Source organism: Pseudomonas sp. NFACC02 (assembly GCF_900110765.1).
Classification (GTDB): Bacteria; Pseudomonadota; Gammaproteobacteria; order Pseudomonadales; family Pseudomonadaceae; genus Aquipseudomonas.
The window spans coordinates 71,125-94,502 of the sequence record NZ_FOEO01000001.1 but is presented as its reverse complement, the minus strand read 5'-3'; the positions used below and the strand labels follow the sequence as shown (position 1 = coordinate 94,502).

The 23,378-nt window shown below is 57.1% G+C and carries 31 protein-coding genes and 1 tRNA gene; 28 read left to right on the top strand and 4 right to left on the bottom strand.

The features are described from left to right. The first annotated feature begins 7 nt into the window (after positions 1-7). The 28 genes from BMY73_RS00485 (at position 8) to BMY73_RS00350 (ending at position 21,378) form a co-directional block, all read left to right on the top strand. Positions 8-985 carry a major capsid family protein gene (locus tag BMY73_RS00485; RefSeq protein ID WP_092404219.1) on the top strand — a complete coding sequence of 326 codons (978 nt, stop codon included), beginning with the start codon at positions 8-10 and terminating at the stop codon, positions 983-985. Between the two features lie 9 nt (positions 986-994). Next, the gene (locus BMY73_RS00480; protein ID WP_092404218.1) at positions 995-1,375 is read left to right on the top strand and encodes a hypothetical protein; all 381 of its coding nucleotides are present in this window, start codon (positions 995-997) and stop codon (positions 1,373-1,375) included. Between the two features lie 63 nt (positions 1,376-1,438). After that, positions 1,439-1,873 (top strand): DUF4054 domain-containing protein, encoded by a 435-nt coding sequence (locus tag BMY73_RS00475; RefSeq protein ID WP_175500104.1) that lies wholly within the window; start codon positions 1,439-1,441, stop codon positions 1,871-1,873. Then, positions 1,870-2,367: a hypothetical protein gene (locus BMY73_RS00470; RefSeq protein ID WP_092404216.1), complete on the top strand. Its 498-nt coding sequence runs from the start codon at positions 1,870-1,872 to the stop codon at positions 2,365-2,367. Before BMY73_RS00475 ends, BMY73_RS00470 begins: the two co-directional genes overlap by 4 nt. Next, positions 2,367-2,786, top strand: coding sequence for a hypothetical protein (locus BMY73_RS00465; RefSeq protein ID WP_092404215.1), 420 nt, complete (start codon positions 2,367-2,369; stop codon positions 2,784-2,786). Before BMY73_RS00470 ends, BMY73_RS00465 begins: the two co-directional genes overlap by 1 nt. Further along, on the top strand, positions 2,779-3,336 hold the full coding sequence (locus BMY73_RS00460) for a phage neck terminator protein (protein WP_092404214.1): 558 nt from the start codon (positions 2,779-2,781) through the stop codon (positions 3,334-3,336). Before BMY73_RS00465 ends, BMY73_RS00460 begins: the two co-directional genes overlap by 8 nt. Beyond that, complete coding sequence (locus BMY73_RS00455; protein ID WP_092404213.1) at positions 3,320-4,450, top strand: DUF3383 family protein; 1,131 nt, start codon at positions 3,320-3,322, stop codon at positions 4,448-4,450. The genes BMY73_RS00460 and BMY73_RS00455 overlap by 17 nt, the downstream gene beginning before the upstream one ends. 13 nt (positions 4,451-4,463) lie before the next feature. Next, positions 4,464-4,868: a hypothetical protein gene (locus tag BMY73_RS00450; RefSeq protein WP_092404206.1), complete on the top strand. Its 405-nt coding sequence runs from the start codon at positions 4,464-4,466 to the stop codon at positions 4,866-4,868. Continuing rightward, entirely contained in the window at positions 4,865-5,350 is a 486-nt protein-coding gene (locus BMY73_RS00445; protein WP_092404204.1) for a phage tail assembly chaperone, read from the top strand. Before BMY73_RS00450 ends, BMY73_RS00445 begins: the two co-directional genes overlap by 4 nt. A 185-nt stretch (positions 5,351-5,535) precedes the next feature. Beyond that, complete coding sequence (locus tag BMY73_RS00440; RefSeq protein ID WP_092404202.1) at positions 5,536-7,380, top strand: phage tail tip lysozyme; 1,845 nt, start codon at positions 5,536-5,538, stop codon at positions 7,378-7,380. Continuing rightward, on the top strand, positions 7,377-8,009 hold the full coding sequence (locus BMY73_RS00435; protein ID WP_092404197.1) for a phage baseplate protein: 633 nt from the start codon (positions 7,377-7,379) through the stop codon (positions 8,007-8,009). Before BMY73_RS00440 ends, BMY73_RS00435 begins: the two co-directional genes overlap by 4 nt. Next, entirely contained in the window at positions 8,006-8,308 is a 303-nt protein-coding gene (locus BMY73_RS00430; RefSeq protein ID WP_092404195.1) for a phage baseplate plug family protein, read from the top strand. Before BMY73_RS00435 ends, BMY73_RS00430 begins: the two co-directional genes overlap by 4 nt. Beyond that, positions 8,301-9,236 carry a baseplate hub protein gene (locus BMY73_RS00425; protein ID WP_092404193.1) on the top strand — a complete coding sequence of 312 codons (936 nt, stop codon included), beginning with the start codon at positions 8,301-8,303 and terminating at the stop codon, positions 9,234-9,236. Before BMY73_RS00430 ends, BMY73_RS00425 begins: the two co-directional genes overlap by 8 nt. Beyond that, positions 9,233-9,907: a Gp138 family membrane-puncturing spike protein gene (locus tag BMY73_RS00420; RefSeq protein ID WP_092404191.1), complete on the top strand. Its 675-nt coding sequence runs from the start codon at positions 9,233-9,235 to the stop codon at positions 9,905-9,907. Before BMY73_RS00425 ends, BMY73_RS00420 begins: the two co-directional genes overlap by 4 nt. Then, positions 9,904-10,269 (top strand): contractile injection system sheath initiator, encoded by a 366-nt coding sequence (locus BMY73_RS00415; RefSeq protein WP_092404189.1) that lies wholly within the window; start codon positions 9,904-9,906, stop codon positions 10,267-10,269. Before BMY73_RS00420 ends, BMY73_RS00415 begins: the two co-directional genes overlap by 4 nt. Continuing rightward, positions 10,269-11,528, top strand: a complete 1,260-nt coding sequence (locus BMY73_RS00410) for a baseplate J/gp47 family protein (RefSeq protein ID WP_092404187.1) — start codon at positions 10,269-10,271, stop codon at positions 11,526-11,528. Before BMY73_RS00415 ends, BMY73_RS00410 begins: the two co-directional genes overlap by 1 nt. Next, positions 11,525-12,184: a baseplate wedge 1 family protein gene (locus tag BMY73_RS00405; protein WP_092404185.1), complete on the top strand. Its 660-nt coding sequence runs from the start codon at positions 11,525-11,527 to the stop codon at positions 12,182-12,184. The genes BMY73_RS00410 and BMY73_RS00405 overlap by 4 nt, the downstream gene beginning before the upstream one ends. Further along, positions 12,184-13,053, top strand: coding sequence for a tail fiber protein (locus BMY73_RS00400; RefSeq protein WP_092404183.1), 870 nt, complete (start codon positions 12,184-12,186; stop codon positions 13,051-13,053). Before BMY73_RS00405 ends, BMY73_RS00400 begins: the two co-directional genes overlap by 1 nt. Then, positions 13,050-13,247: a hypothetical protein gene (locus tag BMY73_RS00395; protein WP_092404181.1), complete on the top strand. Its 198-nt coding sequence runs from the start codon at positions 13,050-13,052 to the stop codon at positions 13,245-13,247. The genes BMY73_RS00400 and BMY73_RS00395 overlap by 4 nt, the downstream gene beginning before the upstream one ends. A gap of 3 nt (positions 13,248-13,250) precedes the next feature. Further along, complete coding sequence (locus BMY73_RS00390; RefSeq protein WP_092404179.1) at positions 13,251-13,700, top strand: terminase small subunit; 450 nt, start codon at positions 13,251-13,253, stop codon at positions 13,698-13,700. Further along, positions 13,697-15,307, top strand: a complete 1,611-nt coding sequence (terL, locus tag BMY73_RS00385; RefSeq protein WP_092404177.1) for a phage terminase large subunit — start codon at positions 13,697-13,699, stop codon at positions 15,305-15,307. The genes BMY73_RS00390 and terL overlap by 4 nt, the downstream gene beginning before the upstream one ends. Positions 15,308-15,371: 64 nt before the next feature. Next, positions 15,372-18,314, top strand: a complete 2,943-nt coding sequence (locus tag BMY73_RS00380; RefSeq protein WP_092404175.1) for a tail fiber domain-containing protein — start codon at positions 15,372-15,374, stop codon at positions 18,312-18,314. 117 nt (positions 18,315-18,431) lie between these two features. Next, complete coding sequence (locus BMY73_RS00375; RefSeq protein ID WP_092404173.1) at positions 18,432-19,073, top strand: hypothetical protein; 642 nt, start codon at positions 18,432-18,434, stop codon at positions 19,071-19,073. Between the two features lie 93 nt (positions 19,074-19,166). After that, a complete protein-coding gene (locus BMY73_RS00370) occupies positions 19,167-19,676 on the top strand; it encodes a glycoside hydrolase family 24 protein (protein ID WP_092404166.1) in 510 nt (169 codons plus the stop codon). Positions 19,677-19,729: 53 nt separating this feature from the next. Next, on the top strand, positions 19,730-20,263 hold the full coding sequence (locus tag BMY73_RS00365; protein ID WP_218190137.1) for a hypothetical protein: 534 nt from the start codon (positions 19,730-19,732) through the stop codon (positions 20,261-20,263). Positions 20,264-20,352: 89 nt separating this feature from the next. After that, positions 20,353-20,649, top strand: a complete 297-nt coding sequence (locus BMY73_RS00360; protein WP_092404164.1) for a hypothetical protein — start codon at positions 20,353-20,355, stop codon at positions 20,647-20,649. Next, positions 20,642-20,923 carry a hypothetical protein gene (locus BMY73_RS00355; RefSeq protein WP_092404163.1) on the top strand — a complete coding sequence of 94 codons (282 nt, stop codon included), beginning with the start codon at positions 20,642-20,644 and terminating at the stop codon, positions 20,921-20,923. Before BMY73_RS00360 ends, BMY73_RS00355 begins: the two co-directional genes overlap by 8 nt. Before the next feature lie 368 nt (positions 20,924-21,291). Continuing rightward, positions 21,292-21,378 (top strand) — tRNA-Leu (locus BMY73_RS00350). Between the two features lie 15 nt (positions 21,379-21,393). Here BMY73_RS00350 and BMY73_RS00345 read toward each other — a convergent pair. The 4 genes from BMY73_RS00345 to BMY73_RS00330 all read right to left on the bottom strand — a co-directional run bounded on the left by BMY73_RS00345 (position 21,394) and on the right by BMY73_RS00330 (position 23,344). Beyond that, entirely contained in the window at positions 21,394-21,627 is a 234-nt protein-coding gene (locus BMY73_RS00345; RefSeq protein ID WP_092404161.1) for a hypothetical protein, read from the bottom strand. Positions 21,628-21,795: 168 nt separating this feature from the next. Then, positions 21,796-22,167 carry a helix-turn-helix domain-containing protein gene (locus tag BMY73_RS00340; protein ID WP_092404159.1) on the bottom strand — a complete coding sequence of 124 codons (372 nt, stop codon included), beginning with the start codon at positions 22,165-22,167 and terminating at the stop codon, positions 21,796-21,798. A 5-nt stretch (positions 22,168-22,172) separates the two neighbouring features. Further along, complete coding sequence (locus BMY73_RS00335) at positions 22,173-22,475, bottom strand: type II toxin-antitoxin system HigB family toxin (RefSeq protein ID WP_062381433.1); 303 nt, start codon at positions 22,473-22,475, stop codon at positions 22,173-22,175. A 176-nt stretch (positions 22,476-22,651) separates the two neighbouring features. After that, positions 22,652-23,344: a YoaK family protein gene (locus BMY73_RS00330; RefSeq protein WP_371914934.1), complete on the bottom strand. Its 693-nt coding sequence runs from the start codon at positions 23,342-23,344 to the stop codon at positions 22,652-22,654. Between the last annotated feature and the right edge of the window lie 34 nt (positions 23,345-23,378).

The window sequence follows — 23,378 nt, the reverse complement described above, 5'->3', positions numbered from 1 at the left end:
CGCTCACATGAGAACAATGGACGCACAGGCCCAGGCGCAACTGGGCTTTCTGATCGGCAACCTGACGTACATCGAACAGGAGGTGCTGCGTCAGCCGTATCCCGAGATTCGATATCCATCCCTGCTGAACGTTGACACTTCGGCGCCGGACTACATCGAGTCAATCGGCTTCAAGGTGCTCGACTACAAAGGTGAGCCGGCTCCAATCGGCGACCTGTCTCACGACTTCCCGCTGGCCGAGATCGCATCTAAGATCGGCGGCGTGGACGTGGTGCAGGCTGGCCTGGGCTACACGTACACCCAGATCGAAGTCGGCAAGGCCATGGAAATGGCGAACGCTCAAGGCTTCGGCGGTGCGATCAACTACCTGGCTGAGAAGCCAATCGCGACCCGCACCCTGACCGAGCAGTGGCTCGACCGCGTTGCGATGGTCGGTGATGCGCGCTGGTCTTCGCTGGCAACCGGTGGATTGATCAAGTATCCAGGCGTTCCTGTACTCGCTACCGGCACCCTGCTGGGCGGCGCGAACAAGACCATTGCGCAGATCCTCGCTCAGGCGCCGGACACTGCTGCAAGCGAAATGCTGACCCTGCTGAACAAGCTGATCCTTCAGGTCTACTCGGTTCAGACCAACAGTATCTTCCGCCCGACCACCATCCTGCTTCCGCTGACGCAATACGGCCTGCTGGAAACATTCCGAATCCCGAACACCTCGGAAACTCTGATCAGCTACCTGGAACGCGTACTGCGAATCACCTTCGCGCCGGTGCTCCAGTTGGCGGGTGCTGGCGTAGGTGGCACCGACCGGATGATGGCTTACACCCAGAATCCTCAGTTCGCCAAGTTCCATCTGCCGCTCCCGTTTACGCTTAATGCGCCAATTCCATCCCATGGTGGATTGCGATTTGAGGCGGCAGGTCTCGTGCGCACTGCTGGTACAGAGCTGCGCGTTCCAATGAGCCATGCTTATGTGGATGGCATCTAAGGGGGTCGCATGACTTCGAAGAAGGTTTACACCAATACCAGTGCCAACCCGGTGTTCCTGTCGGACGGTACCTCGGTGGGCGTCGGCGAGCAAACCACCGATGCCCAATACGAACTGGCGAAAGGCTCGTTCTGGGAAGAGCATGGCGTGCTGGTTCCGGGCGCGCCTGAAATCGCCCCCGAGAACAAGGCTCAACTCGACGAACTTCGCGCCGAGAACGCCAAGCTGAAGGAGGACCTGTTCAGCGAGCAGTCCAGCCGCCAAAAGCTGGAATCGGACCTGAAGGACCTGCCTGGCCAACTGAAGACCGCGCAGGACAAGCTGACCGAAGAACAGGCCCGCTCCCAAAAGCTGGAATCGGACCTGAAGGCTGCACTGGCCAAGAAGTAAGGCCGCCAAGCAACACCAAAACCCCGCTAACCCCGGGGTTTTCTCATTTCATAGGTGCGCGACGTGGCAGAAATCAATGTTGATGTGACGCCGCAGATCGTCGCGGACTTCCGCGAGTTCTACGAAGAGTTTGCAGACGAGACCAAATGGTCGGATGCAAAAATCACCAAGGCGCTGAACATCGCCAAGGGTGAGCTCGGCACCTGCCGCTGGGGTCTGTACGAACCTTATTCCTTCCTGCAACGCGGCTGGTTCTCATTGACGGCCCATTACCTGACCTGGAATACGGCAACGACCTCCGCTACGTCGGCAGATGGCAGTGCCTCCACCCCCTACGCAGTGGCCAGCAAGAGCGTGCGCGATGAATCAGTGTCGTACGCAGTTCCGGCGGCGAACGCTTCCCTGACGGTATGGGAGGCAGCTCTGGCGCTGACCCCGTACGGCCTTGAATACCTGCACCTACGTGACAGGGCTGGGATGGGGGCCATCTGCGTATGATCAGGCCCGAAGTCAGCCTGCTTGGCACCCAGCAGGTTCAGAATGCCATGAAGAAGCTTTCCGAAAGACTCAAGAGCAATACCCGCGTGCTGGCTGGCGTTCCCAAGGGCGCTGGTGTCTATGAAGACGGCCTGACCCTGGCTACGGTGGCAGCAGTAAACAACTTCGGCTCGGCCGACGGAAAGATACCGCCACGCCCTGTGTTGCAGCCCGCGATCGAGAAAGGCGCGCTGCAGTACCAGCGCCTTGCTGAACTGATGATCCCCAAGGTTCTCACTGGCGAAATGGCGATGCGCATCCTGCTCGAGCAGATGGGCCAGCTTGCAGAGGGGCATATCAAGCAGGAAATCACTGACCTGCGCGACCCACCCAACGCCGAGTCGACGATTGCCAAAAAAGGATCGGACAACCCGCTGATCGATACCGGCGCTTTCCGGCAGTCCATTCGCTACGTCATCGACGACGGCACCGAAGCAATCGAAGAGGGGCTGTGATGGGCCTGAACATGCGCGGCCACGTCAGCGGCCCTTTCGTCAGTCATCGCGGCGTGCAGAGAGTTCGCTACAGCAGCCAGGTCATTGACTTCGAACAGAAGCTGACCATGACGCTGCTCGATACGTTCGACGCCAACGTCCAGCCGGCGAGCGACAAGGAAATCGAATTCCTCCAGATCGGCGCCGAGCGAATCAACGATATCCGGGTCATCCACCGCAACGATGGCAAGGGGATTGAGGTGTCGACTCCCGGCAACCTTGCGGACATCCTCGTTTTCGCCGAGACGCCAGACAAGCCCGCCACCTGGTGGAAGGCAATGGCAACGGATTACCGGCCGTGGCACAACTTCTGCCGCGCGGTGATTGCCAAGCTTGACCCGGCAGAGATCGCCAAGCTGGAGGGCCAGACCAATGCTTGACACCAAGGCGTTGTGCAAGACGGTCTGCCGCATCGTCGTCGCGGCCACCGGACTTCCTCCTGATCACGTCATCATCGGCGACCCGGGCGGTCCTTCCCCGGCTGGATCCTACTGCGCGGTGCGCTTGCAGGACCCTGCCCAGTTCGGCCAAGCCCACGTGACGCAGCGCAACGTCCCAGCACTGGACGACCCTCAATACGAAGACGTAATCGTTCGGGTTGCAACCCAGTTCACTCTTGGGTTCAGCCTGAACTTCTACCGTGCGGGCGCCATGGCCTACGCCGCATCGATCAGCGAGGCGAATAAGCGCGAGCCCATCAAGAACATCATGCGCCGCGACAAGCTCGGATGGTCGCGCGTGTCAGCGGTGAACAACCTGACCGGCCTGTATCAGGCGGCCATGGAAGAACGAGCCCAGCTCACCCTCTACCTATACGGCGAATCCATCGCAGAAGACCGCGTACAGCGGATCTATCGCGTCGGCTTCGAAGTGCAAACCGAACAATCTGGCGCGATCGCGCAAGGGGAAGTAAATGGCTTATCCGGCTGAAGACATCATCAACATCACCACGCTGATCAGTTCAGCCGGGCTCGGCAACGCCAACTTCGGCGCGGGCATGGTGTTCGCGGACTTCGACTCGTCCAGCGATGCGACTTTCGCGGAGGGCAGCTACCGCGACTACGGCAGCGCTTCGGCAGTGGCGGCTCACTTCGACATCGCGTCCGACCCGTACAAGGCCGCCCTGGCGTGGTTCTCGGCGATTCCCAAGCCGAAGTCGCTGCGCATCTACCTGCGTATCGAAGAAGACACCCCTGTCGAGTCGATGAACGACGCCATCAACAAGGGGATCTGGTTCTACTGGTTCGAATTCGAGACGACCATCCGCGCAAACGACGCCGACGTGCTGGCTCTGACCAGTGCTGGCGATGCGGCAGGCAAGTTCTACGCGTACACCACAAGCCAGGCAGCTGTGCGAGATCCGTCCCTGCAGACCGACATTGTCAGCAAGGCAGTGACGCAGGGTTCACGCCGGATGTTCGTGCTCAGCCATGCTACGGCACCCTACGCGGGCTTCGAGCTGGCGGCAGTATTCAGTCGCGTCAACTTCAACGCAGCCAACACCACCATCACCGGTGAGTTCAAGAAACTGCCAGGCATTGACGCAGAAGACCTGACCAAAACCGCTTACGCAGCGATGAAACAGAAAGGCGCCGTTTTCTACACTAAGGTGGAAACCGGTGGCGAATTTGATAACGGCCGCGTCATCAACTCGAAATCAACCTCGACGTTTGGCGAGTTTATCGACGACGTTTTCAACCTGGACGCCTTCGTCAACTTCCTCACTGTCGGCTTATACAACGCACTGGCGAAGGTTCCGACCAAGGTCAAGCAGACGCCGGAAGGCCAGCAAATCCTGATCGACGCTGCTGCTCAGATCGGCGAGAAGTTCATCGACAACGGTTACCTCGGCGCGCGTCTCTACACAAGCGATGTGACTGGCGAGCAGGTCCTGAGCCGGGGTTACGAAATTCTGACTGTGGCTAACGACATCCTCGACATCAGCGATGCTGAACGCGCAGATCGAGCCGCAGCCCCCATCACCATGCGCCTGTTCCGGGCCGGTGCCATCCATACCGTCGATGTCACGGTTCAAGTTGATTAAGGAGCAATAGAGCATGGCCTTGAGCGATCTCTCAGTAGAAAACACGATTGTCGTTATCACTGGCGTCGGAGTTATTGATGACTGGGGAGTTACTGACCCGCCGTTCACCGTTGAAGTAATCGATGATCAGGCCAACCTGCGCCGAGCGCTGGGCGGCAATGCCGTCAGGTTTCATCGAAAAAATCCAGGCCTGCGGTTGACGGTCAACCTCAACCCGGGGAGCCCGCAGTCTCTGGCTCTTCAAGCATTGGTTACGGCAAGGGCAGAGGTTTCGGGCTCCTACGCTTCAATCGCAGGGCTTGAAGGGGCGGTCTTTTCTGAAGGTGTTATCACCCGAGGAAAATCCATGGCGCGTGGCGGCCCAGGCATGAATGACGGAACCTTCGTCATGGAATTCAACAAAGGCGTGATTGTATGAATGCCGCTGAATCATTGATTCGGATCATCGAGTTCGAGGGTGTTCGTTACCGGTTCGCCATGCCAAGTGCTGAAAAGCAGCGTGCGGTACTGTTCAGACTGGGCAAATACGGCGTCGAGCCGATGATCCGTGGTCTGGCGCTGGCTGAAGTTGGTGGCGCGTCCTCGATCGCCATTGCTGGCGGTATCGTTGGAACCATGCTCGCCCGCGTCCCAGAAGATGACTTCAACTTCATCTGCGACAGCATGCTGGCGAAGCTCTTCAAGGAAGGTGAAACCACGGCTCTGACGCTGCATGACTTCTCTGGACGCCTCAAGACCTACTTCACACTGGTCGTTCTGGCGCTGGGGAATGCGTTCGAGGATTTTACCGGACTCCTGACCCTCTTCCAGAAATCTACCGATTCAGCCGAAGCGGTGGATCAGAGTCAGGAGAACGGCTCAACCCCGCAATCGACTGGGAACTCTGGCGACCCTGCATAGGGATTCCCGGCCTCTGCCCTCCATTGTGCGAATACAAGGACCTGCAGAACGGAACCTACTCGCTCGGGTGGGTGCGCCGGGCCAATCTAGCCATGGATGAGATGCTGTACGCCCGCCATCTGGCAGAAGCCAATCGCCCGAAATAGCCCTGCACTCGCGGGGCTTTTGCTTTCAAGGAGTGCGCCGTGAAGGTGCTTGAATCGTTTCTCATTGCCCTGGGTTTGAAGGTCGACAAAAAGTCCTTTGAGGCTGGCGAGAATGCATTCAGCGGCCTGACCAAGACTGCCCTGCAACTTGGCGCGGTGCTGGCGGGTAAGCTGGCCATCGACAAGGTGGTAGGTGATTTCAAGAACGCCGGTACAGAGCTGAACAACTTCAACAAACTGACCGGGCTGAGCACGCAAAACGTTCAGGCGCTTGGACAGGCTCTCACTGCTCAGGGCGGAAGCGCCGCAGACGCGTTCTCCGCCATGCAGAAGATCCAGGATCTGATGGCCTCGCCGATCACTGGCAACACCGGTTGGTTTGGCGACGTGGCAAAGCTCGGGCTGAACCCCGACGTGATCATCAGGGCGAATGACACCGCCGAGGCGCTGGCAAACATCGCAGGTGAGTTCGAACACATGACACCGCTGAACCAGCGTCTGGCCGGCAGTGCGCTCGGCCTGGACGACTCGACTGTTCGGTTGCTCATGCGTGGTCGTGCCGAAGTCGAGAAGCAGCTCGACTCTCGAAACAAGCTTGCCGTCATGACGGACAAGCAGGTTGAGGACGCTGCGCGCCTGACCAAGGCCACCAGCGAGCTTGACCAGGTGTTCACCGATATGGGTAACACCATTGCCGGCGAACTGGCCCCAGCTTTCGCTGAACTGGCCGAGGACTTCGTCGCCTTCTACCGAGGCAACAAGGAATTGGTCGATTCTGGCTTGCAAGAGTTCTTCGGCGGTCTGGCGAAGAACATCGAGTTGGTTTCTATTGCCGTAGCGCTGATGGGCGGCGCCAGTGCTCTCAAGGGCCTTGCTGCGCTCCGCGCGCTGGTCGGTCTTGGCGCTGCGGGCACAGGCGCAGCCGCTGCTGGTGCTGCCGCAGGTGGTGGATCGGCTGCCGCGGCCGTCGGCGTTTCAGGTCTGGCAGTTGCTGGTGTCAGCGGTGCCGCGCTTCTCTACTCGAGCAAGCTGAACGAGGGTGAGGATCAGGAACTGCTCAACAATCGGCTGAAGCAAGGCGGCATGGAGGCTGCCGGAGCGACCATCGACTTCTTCCGCCAGAAAGGCTGGACCGAAGAGCAGGCCAAGGGCATCGCTGCCAATATCCAGACCGAAAGCGGATTCAAGTCCGACGCCGTCGGTGACGGCGGGCAGGCCTATGGTTTGGCCCAGTGGCACAAAGACCGTCAGGACAACTTCACCAAGTTCTCCGGCAAAGACATCCGTAAATCCACCGGTGCAGAGCAGCTTGAATTCATCAACCATGAGCTCACCAAGGGCCGGGAAAAGTCCGCCGGTGAGAAATTGCGTCTCACATCGAGTGCCGAAGAAGCCGCAAGCATCGTTTCCACTGAATACGAACGACCGGCTGATCGCAGTGGTGAGGCCCAGCGCCGGGGCGAACTGGCGAAGTCCTACGGCGGGAGCGCGGACCCAAGCGTACCGCCTGCGGGTCGCGAGGTGACCGATGAAGAACTGACAGCGCTACGCCAAGGCTACAGCCAGCCATCGAAGCCCGAAGAAGGTCTGCTCGACAAGACGAAGGACTGGCTGGATTCCCACCGCAAGAAGGATCCGGTTCAGCCTCCCCAGCGAGAAGCGCCGCGTGAGTACTCGGTGGACACGGTTGTCCAGCCTCCGGCCAAAGCCATTGAAGCACCGGCAGCCGCCCCAATCGCTGCGCCGCCGCCTACCTCAATCAACGACAACCGTCAGTTCCACATCCACGGTGCCGATCCCGAGAAGGTCAAGCAGCTCTACAACGAGCAGTTAAGCGGCCTGACTGAGTCAACTATGGAAGATTTCCGGAGTCCCGAACGATGAGCATCGCCAGCGGCGTCATGAGTATTTTCTCCAAAACGCTGCCTGCTTTGGGTCTTATCGAGTTCGATGCGAAGCTGGAAGGAGTAACCAGCAAGGCTATTCAGCTCACGCAGTTCCCTGTCGAGTTCGGAGCCAACGTCAACGATCACGCGATATTGCTTCCTGATCGTTACATTCTCACAGGCGCGGTATCCAATACTCCGCTCGGGATTGGTCTGGATGACATTGGAATGATGGGGGCTGGCGCAGTTGCTTCGTCCGTTGGCGGGGTTGCTGGTGCGGCCATCAGCGCCGTATCTGCATACCTGCTGGCTGGCAGTGACGAAACACGTGCGGCGACCACCTGGCGCTCGCTTTCGGATCTGCTCAAGGCGCGCGCGCCCATCGAATTGGTCACCGAATATGAAACCTTGCCTGAGATGGTCATTGTTCGCCTTGACCAGCGGACGCGCCCAGAAGATGAGGACGGACTGATCTTCATTGCTGAGCTGCAAGAAATCCGGCGAATCAGCTCTCAGGTAGGACAAGGCGTCACCTCTGCCGACCAACTGGCTCAGAACGATCCGGTTGCAACTCAAGGTGCGCCGATGGTCACGACGGGTTCCGCCTCCGTGGAGATCATCGAATGAGTCGGTACAAAGTTGAGGTTCAGTCGCTTCCCGCACAAACCTTCAGTGCGGCCCTCGGAAATAACACGCTCACCATTGAAATCCAGTGGATGTCCAGGTTCGAAGTGTTTCGCGTGAACATCCTGAGTCCTCAAGGAGCACTGCTGACGGCGGGCCGATACTTGCTGCCTGACGTGGACCTGCTGGCGGGACTCTATCCACCGTCCGACATCGATTACGGATCTCTGATGCTGGAGGGCGAGCCGCCGACCCCCGCCAATCTTGGCATCACGAACACACTGGTGTGGTCAGATGGCTGATGAAATCTACATGCGCCGGTACCGCCTCAAGGTCGGGCGCGAGACAGGTTCGCTAACCTATGAAATGAACACGACTGGTGACGGTCTTCGGGTCACCTTTCAGATCATCCACTTCGCGGGTGGCGCCTTCAGTGTCGCCGAGATCACGATCTACAACGTTTCGGCATACACCACTCGGCAGATGCTCGGCGATGGCATTGCGAAGAAATACGAGTTCATCTCGTTTGATGCTGGGTACGCGGGATTATTCGGAAACATCTTCACCGGGCAGATCACCAATGCCCAGCGCGTACTTGAGGAAGGCGGCTCTACCCGCGGGGTTAGGCTTTTCTGCAAGTCATCAGCCAAGGCGCGCGACCAGAACATCATCAACCTGACACTCTCGGCCGAAACCGATCCGGTACAGATCATCGAAGCCTGTGCCGAGCCATTCAACGCCGAGATACGTTTCTACGGCGACTTCTCCCAACTCAAACGGCGCTCTCGAGGAACTGTTCTCCAGGGTAGTCCTACCGCCTGCATGAACGAGCTGGCCGAGACTTTCCAGTTCGATTGGATGGTGGAGAACGGTGCGATCAAGATCATCAAGCGCGGCTTCGCGATGCCGAACCAGGTCTACACGATCAGCGCCGCGACGGGAATGATTGGATCACCGGTGGTTACCGACACAGAAATCGGCATTCGCTCTGTGCTGAATCCAGCCTTGAAACTGGGCAGCACCATCAAGCTGGAATCGATGGCGCCTCAGTTCGAGTTCTCCGGGGCGTATTTTTACGAAGTGCCGCGCACCATCGGTGAGGGGTTTTACAAAGTGAACTCGCTCGCCTACCTGGGCGACTCGCATGGCGATCCGTGGGAAACACATATCAGCTGCTTACGGCTGAGTGCTGCAGCTCAATCCGGAATATCCCAAAGGGCAACTCGATGAATGACCCGCTCTCATCGCGCACGCAGGCGCAGTTCTCAAAAATGCTGAGAGAGATATTCGGCGAGTACCTGAAAGACAACGTGCGCACCAGCGTGCCTGGCCACGTCCTCAGCTTCGACCCAGACACCCAACTGGCGGAGGTCCAGATCGGGCTGATGCTGGAAGATCGCCAAGGCGTGCAGGCAACGAGGCGCCCCATCATCCACGTACCTGTTCAGTTCTGGGGCGCCGCGGGCGGAACGCTGGAATGCCGCGTAGCGGCTGGGACCGAGGGCGCACTGTTCTTTTCGCAGGAGTGCATCGACTCCTGGGTCGACCAAGGCGGCGTGGCCGTGAAATCTGAACCACGCCGATTCTCCATCAATGATGCCTACTTCATGCCGGGCATCCGATCGATACCTGGCGCTATTGTCGCTTTCGCAAATGATGGGATTCGCCTGCGCAGCCTGGATGGATCGGCTTACTTCTGGATTCACGACGACAAGACGCTGGAGGTTGATGGGGTCTCGCTCAACGTGAAGTGCACGACTAACTTCGAGCGGCCGGTCAATTTCGAGCAGGCCGTCACTACCGAAACCACGATTACAAACCACGGCGTGAGCATCGGTTTTGAGCACACCCACGTTGGGGTTCAGTCCGGTAACGGCACATCCGGGATAGTGAAGCCATGACAGTCAGAAAACTCGACGGCGATGGTGACCTGGCCTTGGGCCAGGACAAGCTGTTGACCGGCTACACCGCCGAAGAAGTTGCCCAGAACGTGCGCACCCGACTGAAATTTTTCCTTGGTGAATGGTTCTTGAATACCGCTGACGGAACCGACTGGTTCGGCAGCGTGCTGGGCAAGGGCTCCAGGCTCGCCTCCCGCGAGTCAGTCATACGTCAGCGGATCCTGCTCGCCCCGGGTTGCGCAGGCATGACGGCGTTTAGCGTCACCTCTGACGTCACGACCCGAGAACTCACCGTTAGCGCAACGATCGTCAGCACATCTGGCGAAAGCGCAGACATCAACTACGTGCAGGCGATCGTTTAATGGCTGAAATCACAGATCAAGGCATCACCGGCGAATCTCTCAACGATTACCTGACCGCCATCAAACAGAGCGTTCTGGCCATCGATCCAGATTGGAACCTTGACCCTGATTCGCCGGATGGAGAGCTGGTCGGCATTGAAGCCGAACTGATGGCTAACCTGGACGAAGGCCTTGTTGCAGCCTATCGCAGCAAGGACCCAGACAGCGCGACCGGGGAGGCATTGCGTGACATTGGGAAAATATCAGGCGTGCAGATTCGCGCCGCGACCTACTCGGTTGCGCCAATCACCATCACCGGCCCCGCTGGCACTGTTCTTCCCGCGCTTTCGCAGATCCGCAGCAAGGTCGATAACACCCTGTGGCTCACCACCTCGTCCATCGTCATCGGCATCAGCCAGAGCGCAACGGGATTCGCTACGTGCTCAACGTCCGGCCGGGTACTGGCCGCCGCTGGCGAACTCACCATCATCGGCACTCCATACCCTGGCTGGTCGTCTGTTACCAACGGTGAGGCCACGCCTGGCGAGGCGGCCGAGTCCGATGTTGAGTTCAGGGCGCGCCGGAACAACTCCGTCGCGCTCGCCGGCAGCAATATGAAGGACAACATGCTGGCCAGCATCGCTAACGTGCCCGGCGTCACTGACGTGAAGATTCTGGAGAACAACAGCGATTCACCCACCGACCCAGACGGTATTCCCTATACCGCGATTGCCGTGATTGTGAATGGTGGCTCAGACGCTGATATTGGTCGCGCGATGTACGCCAAGTACAACCCAGGCACCCCGATGTACCCCCGCTACAGCACCAAGACCGACACGTGGGTTGACCCACCTGGCACCACAGGTGTGAAAGTCGAGGTTACTTCTCCTGCCACTGGCAATATCGAGACCATGACGTATCAGCGCGCAGTTGGCCTGCCTATTTTTGTAGCGCTTGACGTGAAGAAAATTGGCAACTTGCCGTTCGACATCGAGGATCGTTTGAAGACCGCCATCATTGAGGATTCGACCAAGTCGCTGTTCGATGGCGAATCGGTATCCGGTTTCAACCAAGGCGGTTACGACATAGGCGAGCTTGTTCCGGTAGGTCGACTGTACACGCCAGTGAACAAGATACTTGGCCAGTATGGCGACAGTTACATCATCAGCCTGACCATTGGCACAAGCGCCGGAAGTCAGGGGTTGACGCCTATCCAGCCGGGTATTGCCGAAATGGCGACATTCGATCCCGACAACATTGAAGTGACGGTAACGATATGAATTTCGACCATGTCGCGCGCGCCAAGAAGCGAGTCATCAATCAGTATCGCGACAAGCCTCGCATGCTGAAGTGGTTGACCCACTTGCCGCAGATCGCCAACGAAAGACTGCAGCCTGCGACCGAGCAGATATACGGCAGCTACGACGTCGATACGGTGAAAGGCGAATTGCTCGACGTGATTGGCCGAATCGTTGGTATCCCGCGCCCAATACTTCGCGGCGCGGCGTATGACGTCTTCGGCTATGCGGGCAACGACAACTACACCAATTACAACGTCGCGCCCTACATCGGCGATGGCGCAGCCGTCGATGCGCTCCTGAACAATGATCTTTATCGAAAGCTGATCAAGGCCAAGATCGCGCGCAACGTTAGCGACGGAACCAGCGACAGTATTATTCAGTTGTTGGAAATCGTGATCGGCGTGAAAGTCACCGCACTGAGCAGCAACGGCGACAAGTCGTTCGATATCGGCATCGCTTCTGAGCTGGATAACACCACGCAGTACCTGCTCGAAAATTTCGACATCATTCCGCGACCGCAAGGAACGCGGATCGGGCAGATATTCATCCTGCCAACAAACATTGCCGCAATCGAGCAAGCCTCTGACCACCTCTACAACTTCGCAAACTTCACACTGCCCGGAGATTTGGCCTGATGGCAAGACAAGCCTTTAACAAGCGCTGGGCCGAAAACGTAGAGACTCAAGATAGCTCCACAGTCTTCCAGGCGCCTGGCGATATTCGAATTGGTACCGGATGGGAGGGGGGCCAGGACAAGGACGCGCCGCCCGCTGGACAAGAGAACTGGTGGCATAACAGGGTCGACTCAGCCCTTCAGGATATAGAGCGGCACGGGGTCATGACATGGCATGCTGAAGCGGTATACGACATTGGCGCCCCATCCTTGGCGGTCGATGGCCTCTATTATGAATCCATCGCCGACAATAACGTTGGCAACGCCCCGCCAAGCAGTTCCGCGTACTGGCGCTTGATTGGTGCGAGCCTTTATTCCAGCTTCAGCGTTGGTGAGTACAAGGATGTTGCCCACAACGGCTCACCAGACTCGGGATGGCTGAAGTGTAATGGCGCGGTACTCCTGAAGTCGGCCTATCCGAAACTATTCGCGCGGATAGGGGGCACATACAACGCGGGAGATGAGCTGAGCACTCAGTTCAGGCTTCCTGACTGGCGGGGGATGTTTCCGCGCTTCCTCGATGACGGGCGCGGGGTTGACTCTGGGCGTGTGTTGGGGAATACACCGCAACCTAGCCAGAACCTTGCGCACGGACACAGTGCTTCGACTGGTTCGGCGGGAGCTCACACGCACACAACGACGCTCAACAAGGATCGTACTGTCACCACTCCAGGGAACGCGGTGTACGGCGACGAGAATTTCTACGGCACCGAGACTCTGCAAACGAACAGCGCTGGCGCTCACGTTCACACTGTAAATATTGGATCAAGCGGCGGTACCGAAGCGCGCTCGATCAACCTGGTCCAAGTAAGATGGATCCGCTACCTATGAACCAGAAGACCGTTTACCAATACGATGCTGAAGGCTGGTACATGGGCGAGACCCTGGCAGATGCCGACCCAATGGTGCCCGGCAACTGGCTCCTACCCGCCCTGACAACCGAAACGAAACCACCAATTTTCACAGCGAACAAGACTCCCAAGTGGGTCGGGTACAAGTGGAAGCTGGTAAGCCAGCAGGAGTGACCCATGGAAAAGAAGCGGAAATTACGCTTCAGCCAGAAGATGGAAAACTTCTGTCTGGCCTACATCGAAGTTGGCAACGCCTCTGAGGCCTACCGCCGCGCCTATGACGTCAGCGGTATGGCCGAGAAGACAGCGCAGCGCGAGGGATGGAACCTTCTGAAGCGGCCGCAGATTGAAGAGCGCATCGCCGAGCTCCGCGCCGCCGTGATGCAGCGCAACGAGATCACGGTCGACACCCTGCTCGCAGAGCTTGAACAAGCGCGCACCACCGCCTTGACCGCAGAAACACCACAGGCCTCTGCCGCCGTATCCGCGACCATGGGCAAGGCCAAGCTGCTTGGCCTCGAGAAGAAGATCGTTGAACTCACCGGCAAGAACGGCGGCGCCATCGAGACGAAGTCGCAGGTTACCGTTGACAAGAAAACTCTCGAATCTGTGCTCGACCGCCTATGAACGATCTTCTCGACTGGGAAACCATGAGTCGGGAAGAAAAAGAAGCCTCAAAAATGATCAGCGAGCATTCCCCGCTCGCGTTCATGCGCGTCTTTTTCCAGATCAATCAGGGGATGAAGTTCCTGTGCAACTGGCACCACCGCTACATGGACCACACGGCTGTGCAGGTCCTGCAGGGAAAACTCAAGAACGTCGTGTTCAATATGCCGCCGGGCGGCACCAAGACCGAATACTGGTCAATCCACCTTCCGGCCTACGTCATGACGAAGTTCGACCGGACGCGCAATCTGAGCGTCTCCTATTCGAAATCACTGGTCGAAGAAAACTCCAATCGCATCAAGTCGATCATCACCAGTGCCGAATATCAGGAGCTATGGCCGTGCGAGCTCGGCAAGGCTGATGTTGCAAACTGGATCGTCACTGACCAGAACGGGCGCAATAAGCACCAGATATTCAGCCGCTCGACTGGCGGGCAGATCACTGGCGTACGCGGCGGGTACATCTCCGAAGGGTTCAGCGGCTTCATCAACCTGGATGATCCTGAAAAAGCCGACAGCGCGTTCAGCGCAACCATGCGGGCCAAGGCGCAGCGGATTGTCATCAACACCCTGCGCAGCCGCCGGGCATCGCCAGATACGCCGGTGATCTGCACTCAGCAGCGTCTGCATACGGATGATGTGTCAGGCTTCCTTCTCAAGGGCGGCATGGGGCTTGATTTCACCCACATCAAAGTCCCTGCACTCGTAACACGCGACTACATCGCCAGCCTGCCTGCAGAGGTGCGCGAGCACGCCGAGCGCGATGTGTTCAGTGGTCCGTCAGTGGTTCGCGGTGGAGTCGAATACTGGTCCTACTGGCCGGCCAAGGAGTCGGTCCATGACTTGATGGCCTTGTGGGATCGCGATTCCTACACGCTGGTCAGTCAGTACCAGCAGGAGCCGATCGCGCTGACTGGCGGAATGATCGATGCCGACTGGTTCAAGACATACGAGCAGCTTCCATTCATGGTCTGGCGCGGCGTTTACGTCGATACCGCCCAGAAGACCGGCGAGCAGCACGACTATTCGGTATTCAGCCATTGCGGCCTGGGCGTTGACGGCCACCTCTACATCATTGAGGTGGTTCGCGGGAAGTGGGACGCAGGCGACCTCGAGGCCGAAGCGCTTAAGGTGTGGCATCGCTGGCAGCCATGGGACCAGTTCCGTCCCTCGGCGCTGCGCTACATGCGCGTCGAGGATAAGTCCTCTGGTACCGGGCTGATCCAGACCATCAGCAAGAAGGGCTCGATCCCAATTGAGCCACAACCGCGCGGGCCCGCAGCGAACAAGGTGACCAGGTGCATGGACGCGGTTCCGTGGTTCAAGTCGGGGCGGGTCTACGTGCCCGCCATCTACGACGAACAGGGTCGCAAGATCGAGCACGTGAAGGACCACCGCGGCGAGATTGTGGCTGGCACCGACTGGGTGGTGCCTTTCCTCACTGAGGCTGCCGCGTTCACCGCAGACGACAGCCACGACTTCGACGACCAGATAGACACCATCTTTGACGCAGTAGCCGACATGTTGATCAGCAACAGCGGCGACTTCTTCTCCAGCAACTGGCTGTAACCATCTGACACTCACCGTCGACCACCACTGGTCGCGATCATCAAATTCGCCTCAAGGAAATAACATGGCTGACCAGACTCAGCGTCTCGAAATCGCGACTGTCCGTGCAGAAGTGGGCAGTAATATCGTGTACCGGTTTGCCAACGACGCAGAAAATGAAGGCGGTATCCCTACTGATTCGGGGAGCATCCAGAATCTCAAGCAGGTGATTATTGAGATCCAGGAGGATGCCGCTGACAAAATTAGCATAGCCACCACCATCTATCAGACTCCGGCGGCCGGGCTGGCGGCCACTGCGGATGGCGGAATTTTTCTTGTGCAGTCCTCCGATACGGACACGATCTATACCGTATGGAAGAACCAGGCTGGCGCCGCGGTCAACACTGGGAAGACCGCTATGTCCTCTCAGGCGGTTCAGGATGCCTTGACCGCTTCCAATGAAGCAGCCCAGGCTGCAGAAGATGCTGCTGACGTCGCAACAAACCGTACGGCGGGATTCCTTCAGCCGTCCGCTGAAGCACCGGTTGTTCGTGATGACGGCCTTCCATTACAAATTGGAGACCGGTATTTCAACACCGAGCAACAAGCGGAGTATCTCTACAAAGCAGGTGGGTGGCAGGCAAATGATTCGCTTGGTGCGATTGACGAGTTAAAAGATCCAGACGACCTTTCTAAAGGCGCGTCGCTGATACCTTACGACGGCACAAACCTTGGCGAGCAGCTTCTGCTGAGTCGAAAATTCCCGTCTTATGCCGCGTTGCGTGCGTATTCTGGCTCAGCCACGGTGCTTGAGCTGACCGGCCCAAGAATCGCTGGTCGTTTTTTCAGTAGGCCGCGATCCGTCAATGACAAGGATGACTTCGGCATCACTATCCTGTCGAATGATGGGCAGAGGACGCTCGTACGCGACTACCAAGGCATGGTCCAGCTTTACTGGTTTGACCCAGCTGGTGCCGGCGGCGCAGTTGAAGATTCCTTGGCCGCTGAGCGGTGCGCCAAAGCCACGCCAGGCGGACAGTTGGCCACTAACGATCAACTAGCCACGGGCGTTCCATATCCATACTTTGCATCCGCTTATGTAGGGCCGGGGAATTACAATTTCCAAACTCTTGTCGACACAGGTGGCAAGGTCTTCTCATGGGTCATGGATCACGCCGCCAGAATTACTGGCACTCCGGAAGCTCTGAACGCCGGTCGCGTTGAATGGATCGGCATTCGCACCTCCATGCCAATGCAGCCTGGCATTCGTGATGCTGCAAACGTCGTATCCTGGAGAGCTCATAACACGCCAAACGACGGCGCAGGTATCTCTGGCATCACTTCGCCAGCCAACCTGAGCCAGCAGGTCGGTTATGACTCCTGCACCGTCTATGCGGACAACGTCGCTCCGCCCCTGCTGATCAACGTTCCTGCCGCAACATATGCAGAGAACTCCATTACGCCTTCCGTAGCGCTTACAGCCTATCAGGTTAAGCTTCTTCGCCCGGGCATGATCATCAACACGTTTCATGCTCCGACGAAGTATGCAGCTTTCATTGTGGGCTGGGAGGCGGACGGATCGAAGATCTACACGACAAGCTGGTATCTGGCCAGCGGCACGCTTGGACCTGCTGCTACACCTCCCAACGGTCCTGGCGCCGGATTTAACCCAAAGACGAAGATCTGGACCGTCAACACGAACACCCAGGTAAAGGCGAATTCGCACGCAACGCGCGCGGCCGGCTATGAACTTGGAATGCTCAACGACAAGGCGCCATTGAACGATGCCAACTGGCCGCAAATGTGGGGGATGGATGTTGTAAGCCTGGGCGCCTACACGATTGAGCGGGCTTTCACATCTCGCGGCCCCCATGACGTGGGTATGCACGCTGAGGGCTCAACAAACGGTGTCTACGCTGACAATTGCACCTTGGGGTATCGCTATAGAGGGGCGGGAACACCTTGCCAGTTTACTACCTCTGCGCTTGACCCTATCTTTTCGGTGAGTCAGTCCGGTTCGATGCTTATGAGCAGCATGGGTAATACAGATGCAACATCTGTTTTCCATGAGGCGCGTCGTCGAAGAGCATCCAATACGGCGACTGTTGCGCTGGATCGCGTCTACACAAACAGGGCTTACGGATACGATGGCGCTTCGGAATATCTCGGCGCCCAGGTAATCGTAATCCAACGTTCGGCGTTTTCCAGCAACCTTGCCAGGTTCAGCTACGATATTCAGGCAAAAGCAAATGATGGAACTTCAGTAGGCGTCACCGTCAACGGCTCTGGAGATAAATCGTTTGCCCCGCTCGCAGATAACACGATCAGCTTCGGAACGTCATCTTCCCGCATAACTCAGCTGTTTGCTGTGACAACTACAATCAGTACCTCTGATGAAAAGCTGAAAACTCCATTCAGATCTTTTTCTGATATCGAGACCGAGGCCATCATCGCTTGTGGGGCGCATATTGATATCTATCAGTGGTTGTCAGATGTAGAGGAAAAGGGGGCTGAGCGTGCCAGACTTCATGCGGGGGTTCCAGCTCAGCGTTGTGTTGCCGAGTTCGAAAGCCGCGGCCTTGATCCTTGGCGCTACGCTTGGTTTTGCCGTGACAAAAAGATAGTAAAGGTGAAGGAGGTAATTAAGGATAAACGTCAAGTCGTAGACTTTGTTGATCAAGAAGAGAAATCAATCGAGTTTATCGATGGCGTTCCGACGCTTGTCGTGAGAGCGGTGAAAGCCGAGATTCCTAGGACTGAGAGTGTTGCGGTTCGAGATCAGAATGGTGAGATCATAATGCTCAGTAGTCGTGAGTTCATCGGGAGAGACGAAGATACAGGTCGGAGTCTTTACCAGGAGGTCAAGGTGCCGATGATGGTCGATGTCCCGGTCATGGAGGATTACGAGCGCGAGACCGAGACTGAGCAGGAGTCCGATGAATACATCTACGGCTTGCGTGAAAACCAGCTACTCATGGCATGGATGAAGGTCGTCTTGCAACGGACAGCAGGGCAAAGCCATTCCTGATAGCTTTTTGAAAGGGATTTTCCGGTTGAGAACAGCTTGAGTTGCCTAGGGTTTCCTAGGTAGAGTGCCGAACCAATCCCCGCCGCAGCTCAGGCGCCTCATCAGGAGATATCCGCAATGAATATCACGACAACGGAGATCAAAGGGCCGAAGAAGTGGAGCACTTTAGATATCCCAGACCGACCTCATATGGAGTACGAGGGGATAGACCTTTTCATTAAAAAGATGATAGATGCAAAGGTGTTTCTTGAGTATGGTTCTGGCGGAAGTACAATGTTCGCTGCGTACCAAGGCGCTTCGATCATTTACTCTGTAGAGTCGGATAAAAACTTTTTAGACGCTGTGACAGAGCGAGTTGCAGAGCTTGAGAATTTTCACCCTGAATTCTACCCTGTTCATGCGGACATTGGTCCTACAGGTGACTGGGGATCGCCAACAGATAAGGCTATGGCGGTAAGGTGGCCGAATTACTGTATAAAGCCTTGGGAACAAATCGTTAAAGATGGAAACTCCCCAGACGTTATACTTATAGATGGGCGATTCAGGGTGGCATCCTTTCTTGCGTCTCTAATGTTCGCCAAGGAAGGTGCTATTATCTTGTTTGATGACTACGTAGATCGGCAGAATTATCACGTTGTGCAAGAATTCATTATGCCGGTATCTGTCTCAGGAAGAATGGCTGAATTTGTTGTTCCTTCTGTGGTGAGGACCGAACAGCTAATCATGAGTTTGGTCAAATACTCGACTCATGCAGAGTGATCTGCATCTAAATCTTTTCGAGTAAATATTTGTAAATATCTGCTGATAGCAAGCCCGCCGAGCGCGGGCTTTTTTTTGTCTGGAGAAAAGTGAATGGCACGAATTTCAGAAACAGCCGCGGGCGGCCGGAACGTTCTTGCGTTCCTTGACCTGCTGGCCTGGTCGGAGCTGGGCAGCGGTTACCTCAAGCGGTCCGACGATGGATACAACGTGATCGTGACGGGTGTCGACGGCAAGCTCGAGCTGTTCACAGATTACAGCACCCACCCGTTCGCCGGCGGGCGTAAGTCGAAGGTGTTCAGCCGGAGCGGGCAGACCTCGAATGCCTCAGGCCGCTATCAGTTCATGCTCAAGGACTACGCGCACTATCGCGACCAGTTGAAGCTGCCGGACTTCGGCCCGGTCAGCCAGGATCGGTGGGCAATCCAACTGATCAAGGAGCGCAAGGCGCTGGACGACATCAAGGCCGGCCGAATCGAAAGCGCTATCCAGAAGTGTCGGAACATCTGGGCCAGTTTGCCAGGAGCGGGATACGGGCAACGCGAGCACAAGCTTGAGGATTTGTTGGCCGTTTATGTTGCGGCCGGCGGGGTGTTGGCATGAAATGGTCAGACATAGGAAGCATCGTAGGCCGTGCAGCACCAACGGTAGGCACTTTGCTGGGCGGCCCGGCCGGCGCCGCAGTTGGAGCATTGGTCGCAAGCGCGCTTAACGTTCCGAGCGATCCTGAGTCGGTTAATGCAGCGCTGACGGGAAATCCAGACGCTCTGGTGCGGGTGCAAGAGCTGCAGACTAACGCGCGGGTTCAGCTACAGCAGTTGGCCGTGACAGCAGAGAATAATCGCTTGCAGGCCGAGGCCGCTCAATACGCCGCCGAAGCAGCCGATCGAGACAGCGCTAGGCAGTTGGCAGCCAAACAGCCGAACGACCTGATCAGGCCGGCTATCACGATCATCCTGTTGGTTGGAGCGCTGTCCATCCTGGTGTGCATCTTCACCGGCATCGGTCTGGAAGCGCTGCAGAACCCCGTCGCAGCCAGCACGATCTCACTGCTGATCGGGCTGTGGTTCAGCGAATTGAAGCAGACCCTCGGGTTCTACTTCGGTATGACGAAGGAGTCGCAAAAACAGAACGCCATCGTCACACAGTTTGCTGTTGAGCCCGGTACAGTGACGAAGCCTGACAAGTGAGGTCACCTGTCGGCCGGAATTCCATCCAGTATTGACCCATGAGCATCGATTCTCGTTAACTGTATGTTTGTACAGTTACGAGATCAGTCATGCACTTCCTCATCACGCCGCGCCGACGCCTCGGTGTTGCTCTCACCAAGCAAGAAATCAGCTCAGCGCCGTTTATCAAAGGCGATGTCCACATAGGCGAAGACCGCAACAGCGTGTTAGGTCGCGCGACGATGGTCGCCAGCGTGTTCAGCACTGCGCCCGGGTGTCCTGATGCTTTACCGCCTTTGTTCGATGCCAACATCACCAGCATGGCCACACTGGGCTTGAACATTTCCGGCATTGAAGAGGTGGAGGGCGTTTTTTACTTTCAGTCGTGGTGGTGCCGCATTGAGTGACAATCCGCTGGCCGACTGGCGATCGGCGATCAAAGCGCGCGATGACCTGATAACCGATCCAGATGCTCACCGGGCAAAACTGGTTGGACTGGCGATGCTTGCCGGCCGGATGCGCCAGGTCGGTGCGGAGGAATTGAACGAGATGCTTGAGCTTTCCGATGCCGCTCGACTCTGGGCGCTGGTCGAGTGGGAGGAGGCTGAGCGGAGCGGTCTGTTCTCTGGTGGAGCGCCAGACCGGGCCGATGGGTTACAGGTTATAAAAGGGAGAGGGTGAACGTCGGCAGGACGCCGGAGATGGGTGGGACAATTCTGGGACACTGAATGTCCCAAATGGTCATCAATCGTGATGCATCGCTATACAGTTGAAGCCCCGTATTTACTGGTCTTCATCAGTTTAGGCCAATAAAATATGGGCTCAGAAACGGATTGCAAATCCGCTTACGCCGGTTCGATTCCGACCTCGGCCTCCACTATAAACGAGCTCTGTAGATCACTGATTTACAGAGCTTTTTTATTTGTACCCCAAAAGCTTTTCTGTCTCATTTTGAGGCAGATCAAGCTTGCTTCACCGGGAAGGTATGTATATATTTCCAGCTCTTGTCAGCCATGACAGCGACATTGCTACACGCTGAATGTGCATTTGCCCTGATGGTGAAATTGGTAGACACACCGGACTTAAAATCCGTCGTCCGAAAGGATGTGCCGGTTCGACTCCGGCTCGGGGCACCATTTTAAATCAGGCGCTTACGGATAAATCCGAGGCGCCTTCTTCCCTCGCCCGCGCAAGTACTGCTTGATGTGCTGTGGTTCGATTTCATCGAGCGGCGCCGGCGAGCCATTGAAGAAGGCCATCAACTGCTTCAACTCTGCAAGGTTGTCCTTCTGCGTCCGCATCGCCTTAGTCGGAAGAATTTCCACCCGGTATCGGCTCGCTACGTAGACAAACGTCACTGCAGACTTTGCGTGCGCCGCCGCCATCGACGTATTCGTTTTAACGCAGATGCGCTGCGATTCGGCGAATTTTGGACCCTGCCTTTCACGCTCAAGCAGCCATTCGCGTTGCAGTTTCCGAAGAAAGCCCAGGCTGACGGGGCTTCTGGGTGAGACGGTGACCCTTTTCTCGGTACGAGCTTGCAGCGCAGCTCGTCAGGCAGTCTTCAACGGTTTTATCAAGCTCTCCGCCGGGATGCCGAACATATCGTGAAGCTTCCAGATCATGGGCAGGGTTAATGAGCGCTTCCTGTTCAGGACCTCGTACACACGGTTCGTTTTGCCGATAGCGGGGGCCAAATCAGCGGCAGTGAGTCCAGACTGCTCCATGCGGAACTTGATGGCTTCAATTGGATCAGGTAGATCCACGGGGAAATGCTTGGCTTCGTAGGCCTCGATCACGGTGATCATGACTTCGAAAGCATCGCCTTCTGGGGTGCCAGGCTCAGGCTCCTTTTCGAACAAGGGAGAAATCTCCTTGAGCGCTGCCCGGTAGTCTTCATCGGTGCGGATTGGACGGATATTCATGATGGTTATTCCATCTCCACGGTGTTTGCGTCTATTTTGTCGTACTGCTGGTGAGTCCCAACAAATTTGATGTACACGGCGCCGAAGCGGTAGGCGATCGCGACCACCAGGCGATAGTCGTTACCCTTGATGTTGAAGACCACGCGGCGGCTCTTGAGAATGCTTGCGCTACCGTATTGCGCCTTGATGTCGTTGGGACTGGTCCAACTGGCTTGCTTGGCATCGTCAAGCCAGGCGCTGAGCTGCTGCTCGGAATCCGGGTATCTTTCCCAGAAGGCTTTCAGCTGGCTGATGGCGATAATTCTCATGGCTGAGAATATAGTCCCAAGGTGGGACTTATTCAAGCATTTACAAGCAACGGGTTGTCTGTTGCTTTGGCTTTTTGCAACTGCGCCTCAGGGCTACCCTCAGCTCGTCAGTGAGGGATCATCATGCGATTCTGATTGGGCGCTGGCAGTTGCTCTGCTGGGTCTGTGTCGTGCGCTTAGCGCGGCATGAACCGTAGCTGCCAGCTTCGGGGAATGGCTGCGGACATAGCGGCCAGTGACAGGGTAAACAGCCCGCTCACGATCATGGCCTTGATCCCGAATGATTGCGCCAGCAACCCACCGATGATCGCACCTGTCAGCATGCCAGCCCAGGGAATGAGCTGGACACGCCAGCCGTTGCGCCGTTCGCCCAAGCACCAGCGGCCCAGACCTCGTCCGAACCTGGACAAAGCGCCCGTTACGTAGGTCAGCCCGATTGGCAGGCCGTTCACTTCCTCGACGACGGCGTTGATCATGCCCATCGAGATGACGGCGAGGAGGAACGGCGCGGCGCCTCCACCGGACGCGCCGGACACGCAAAGCAAGACACCAATCGCCAGCAGCAGTGGCCAGGAACGTCGCCTGGAAAACCGCGCAGCAATGACGCCAAGCGCGTTTCCGCCGACAAATGCGGCGATGAGCATGCCGATGTGCAGGGCGAGGGCTGCGTTTGATTGGTCGATGGAAACCGCGAGGCGCGTAGTATTGCCGCTCATGAACGAGACGAAGTCACCGGTGACCATGAAACCGATGGCATCGGTCATGCCTGCGATGACCGACAGAAGGGCGACAAATAGAAGTCCGACCCGACCCCTCAGGCGAGCGAATCGCCTGCCCGCACTATTTACGGTCATCGTTTCAGGAAGCACCGGCACCTCGTAAGATTCGTCAGCAGCGTCGTGG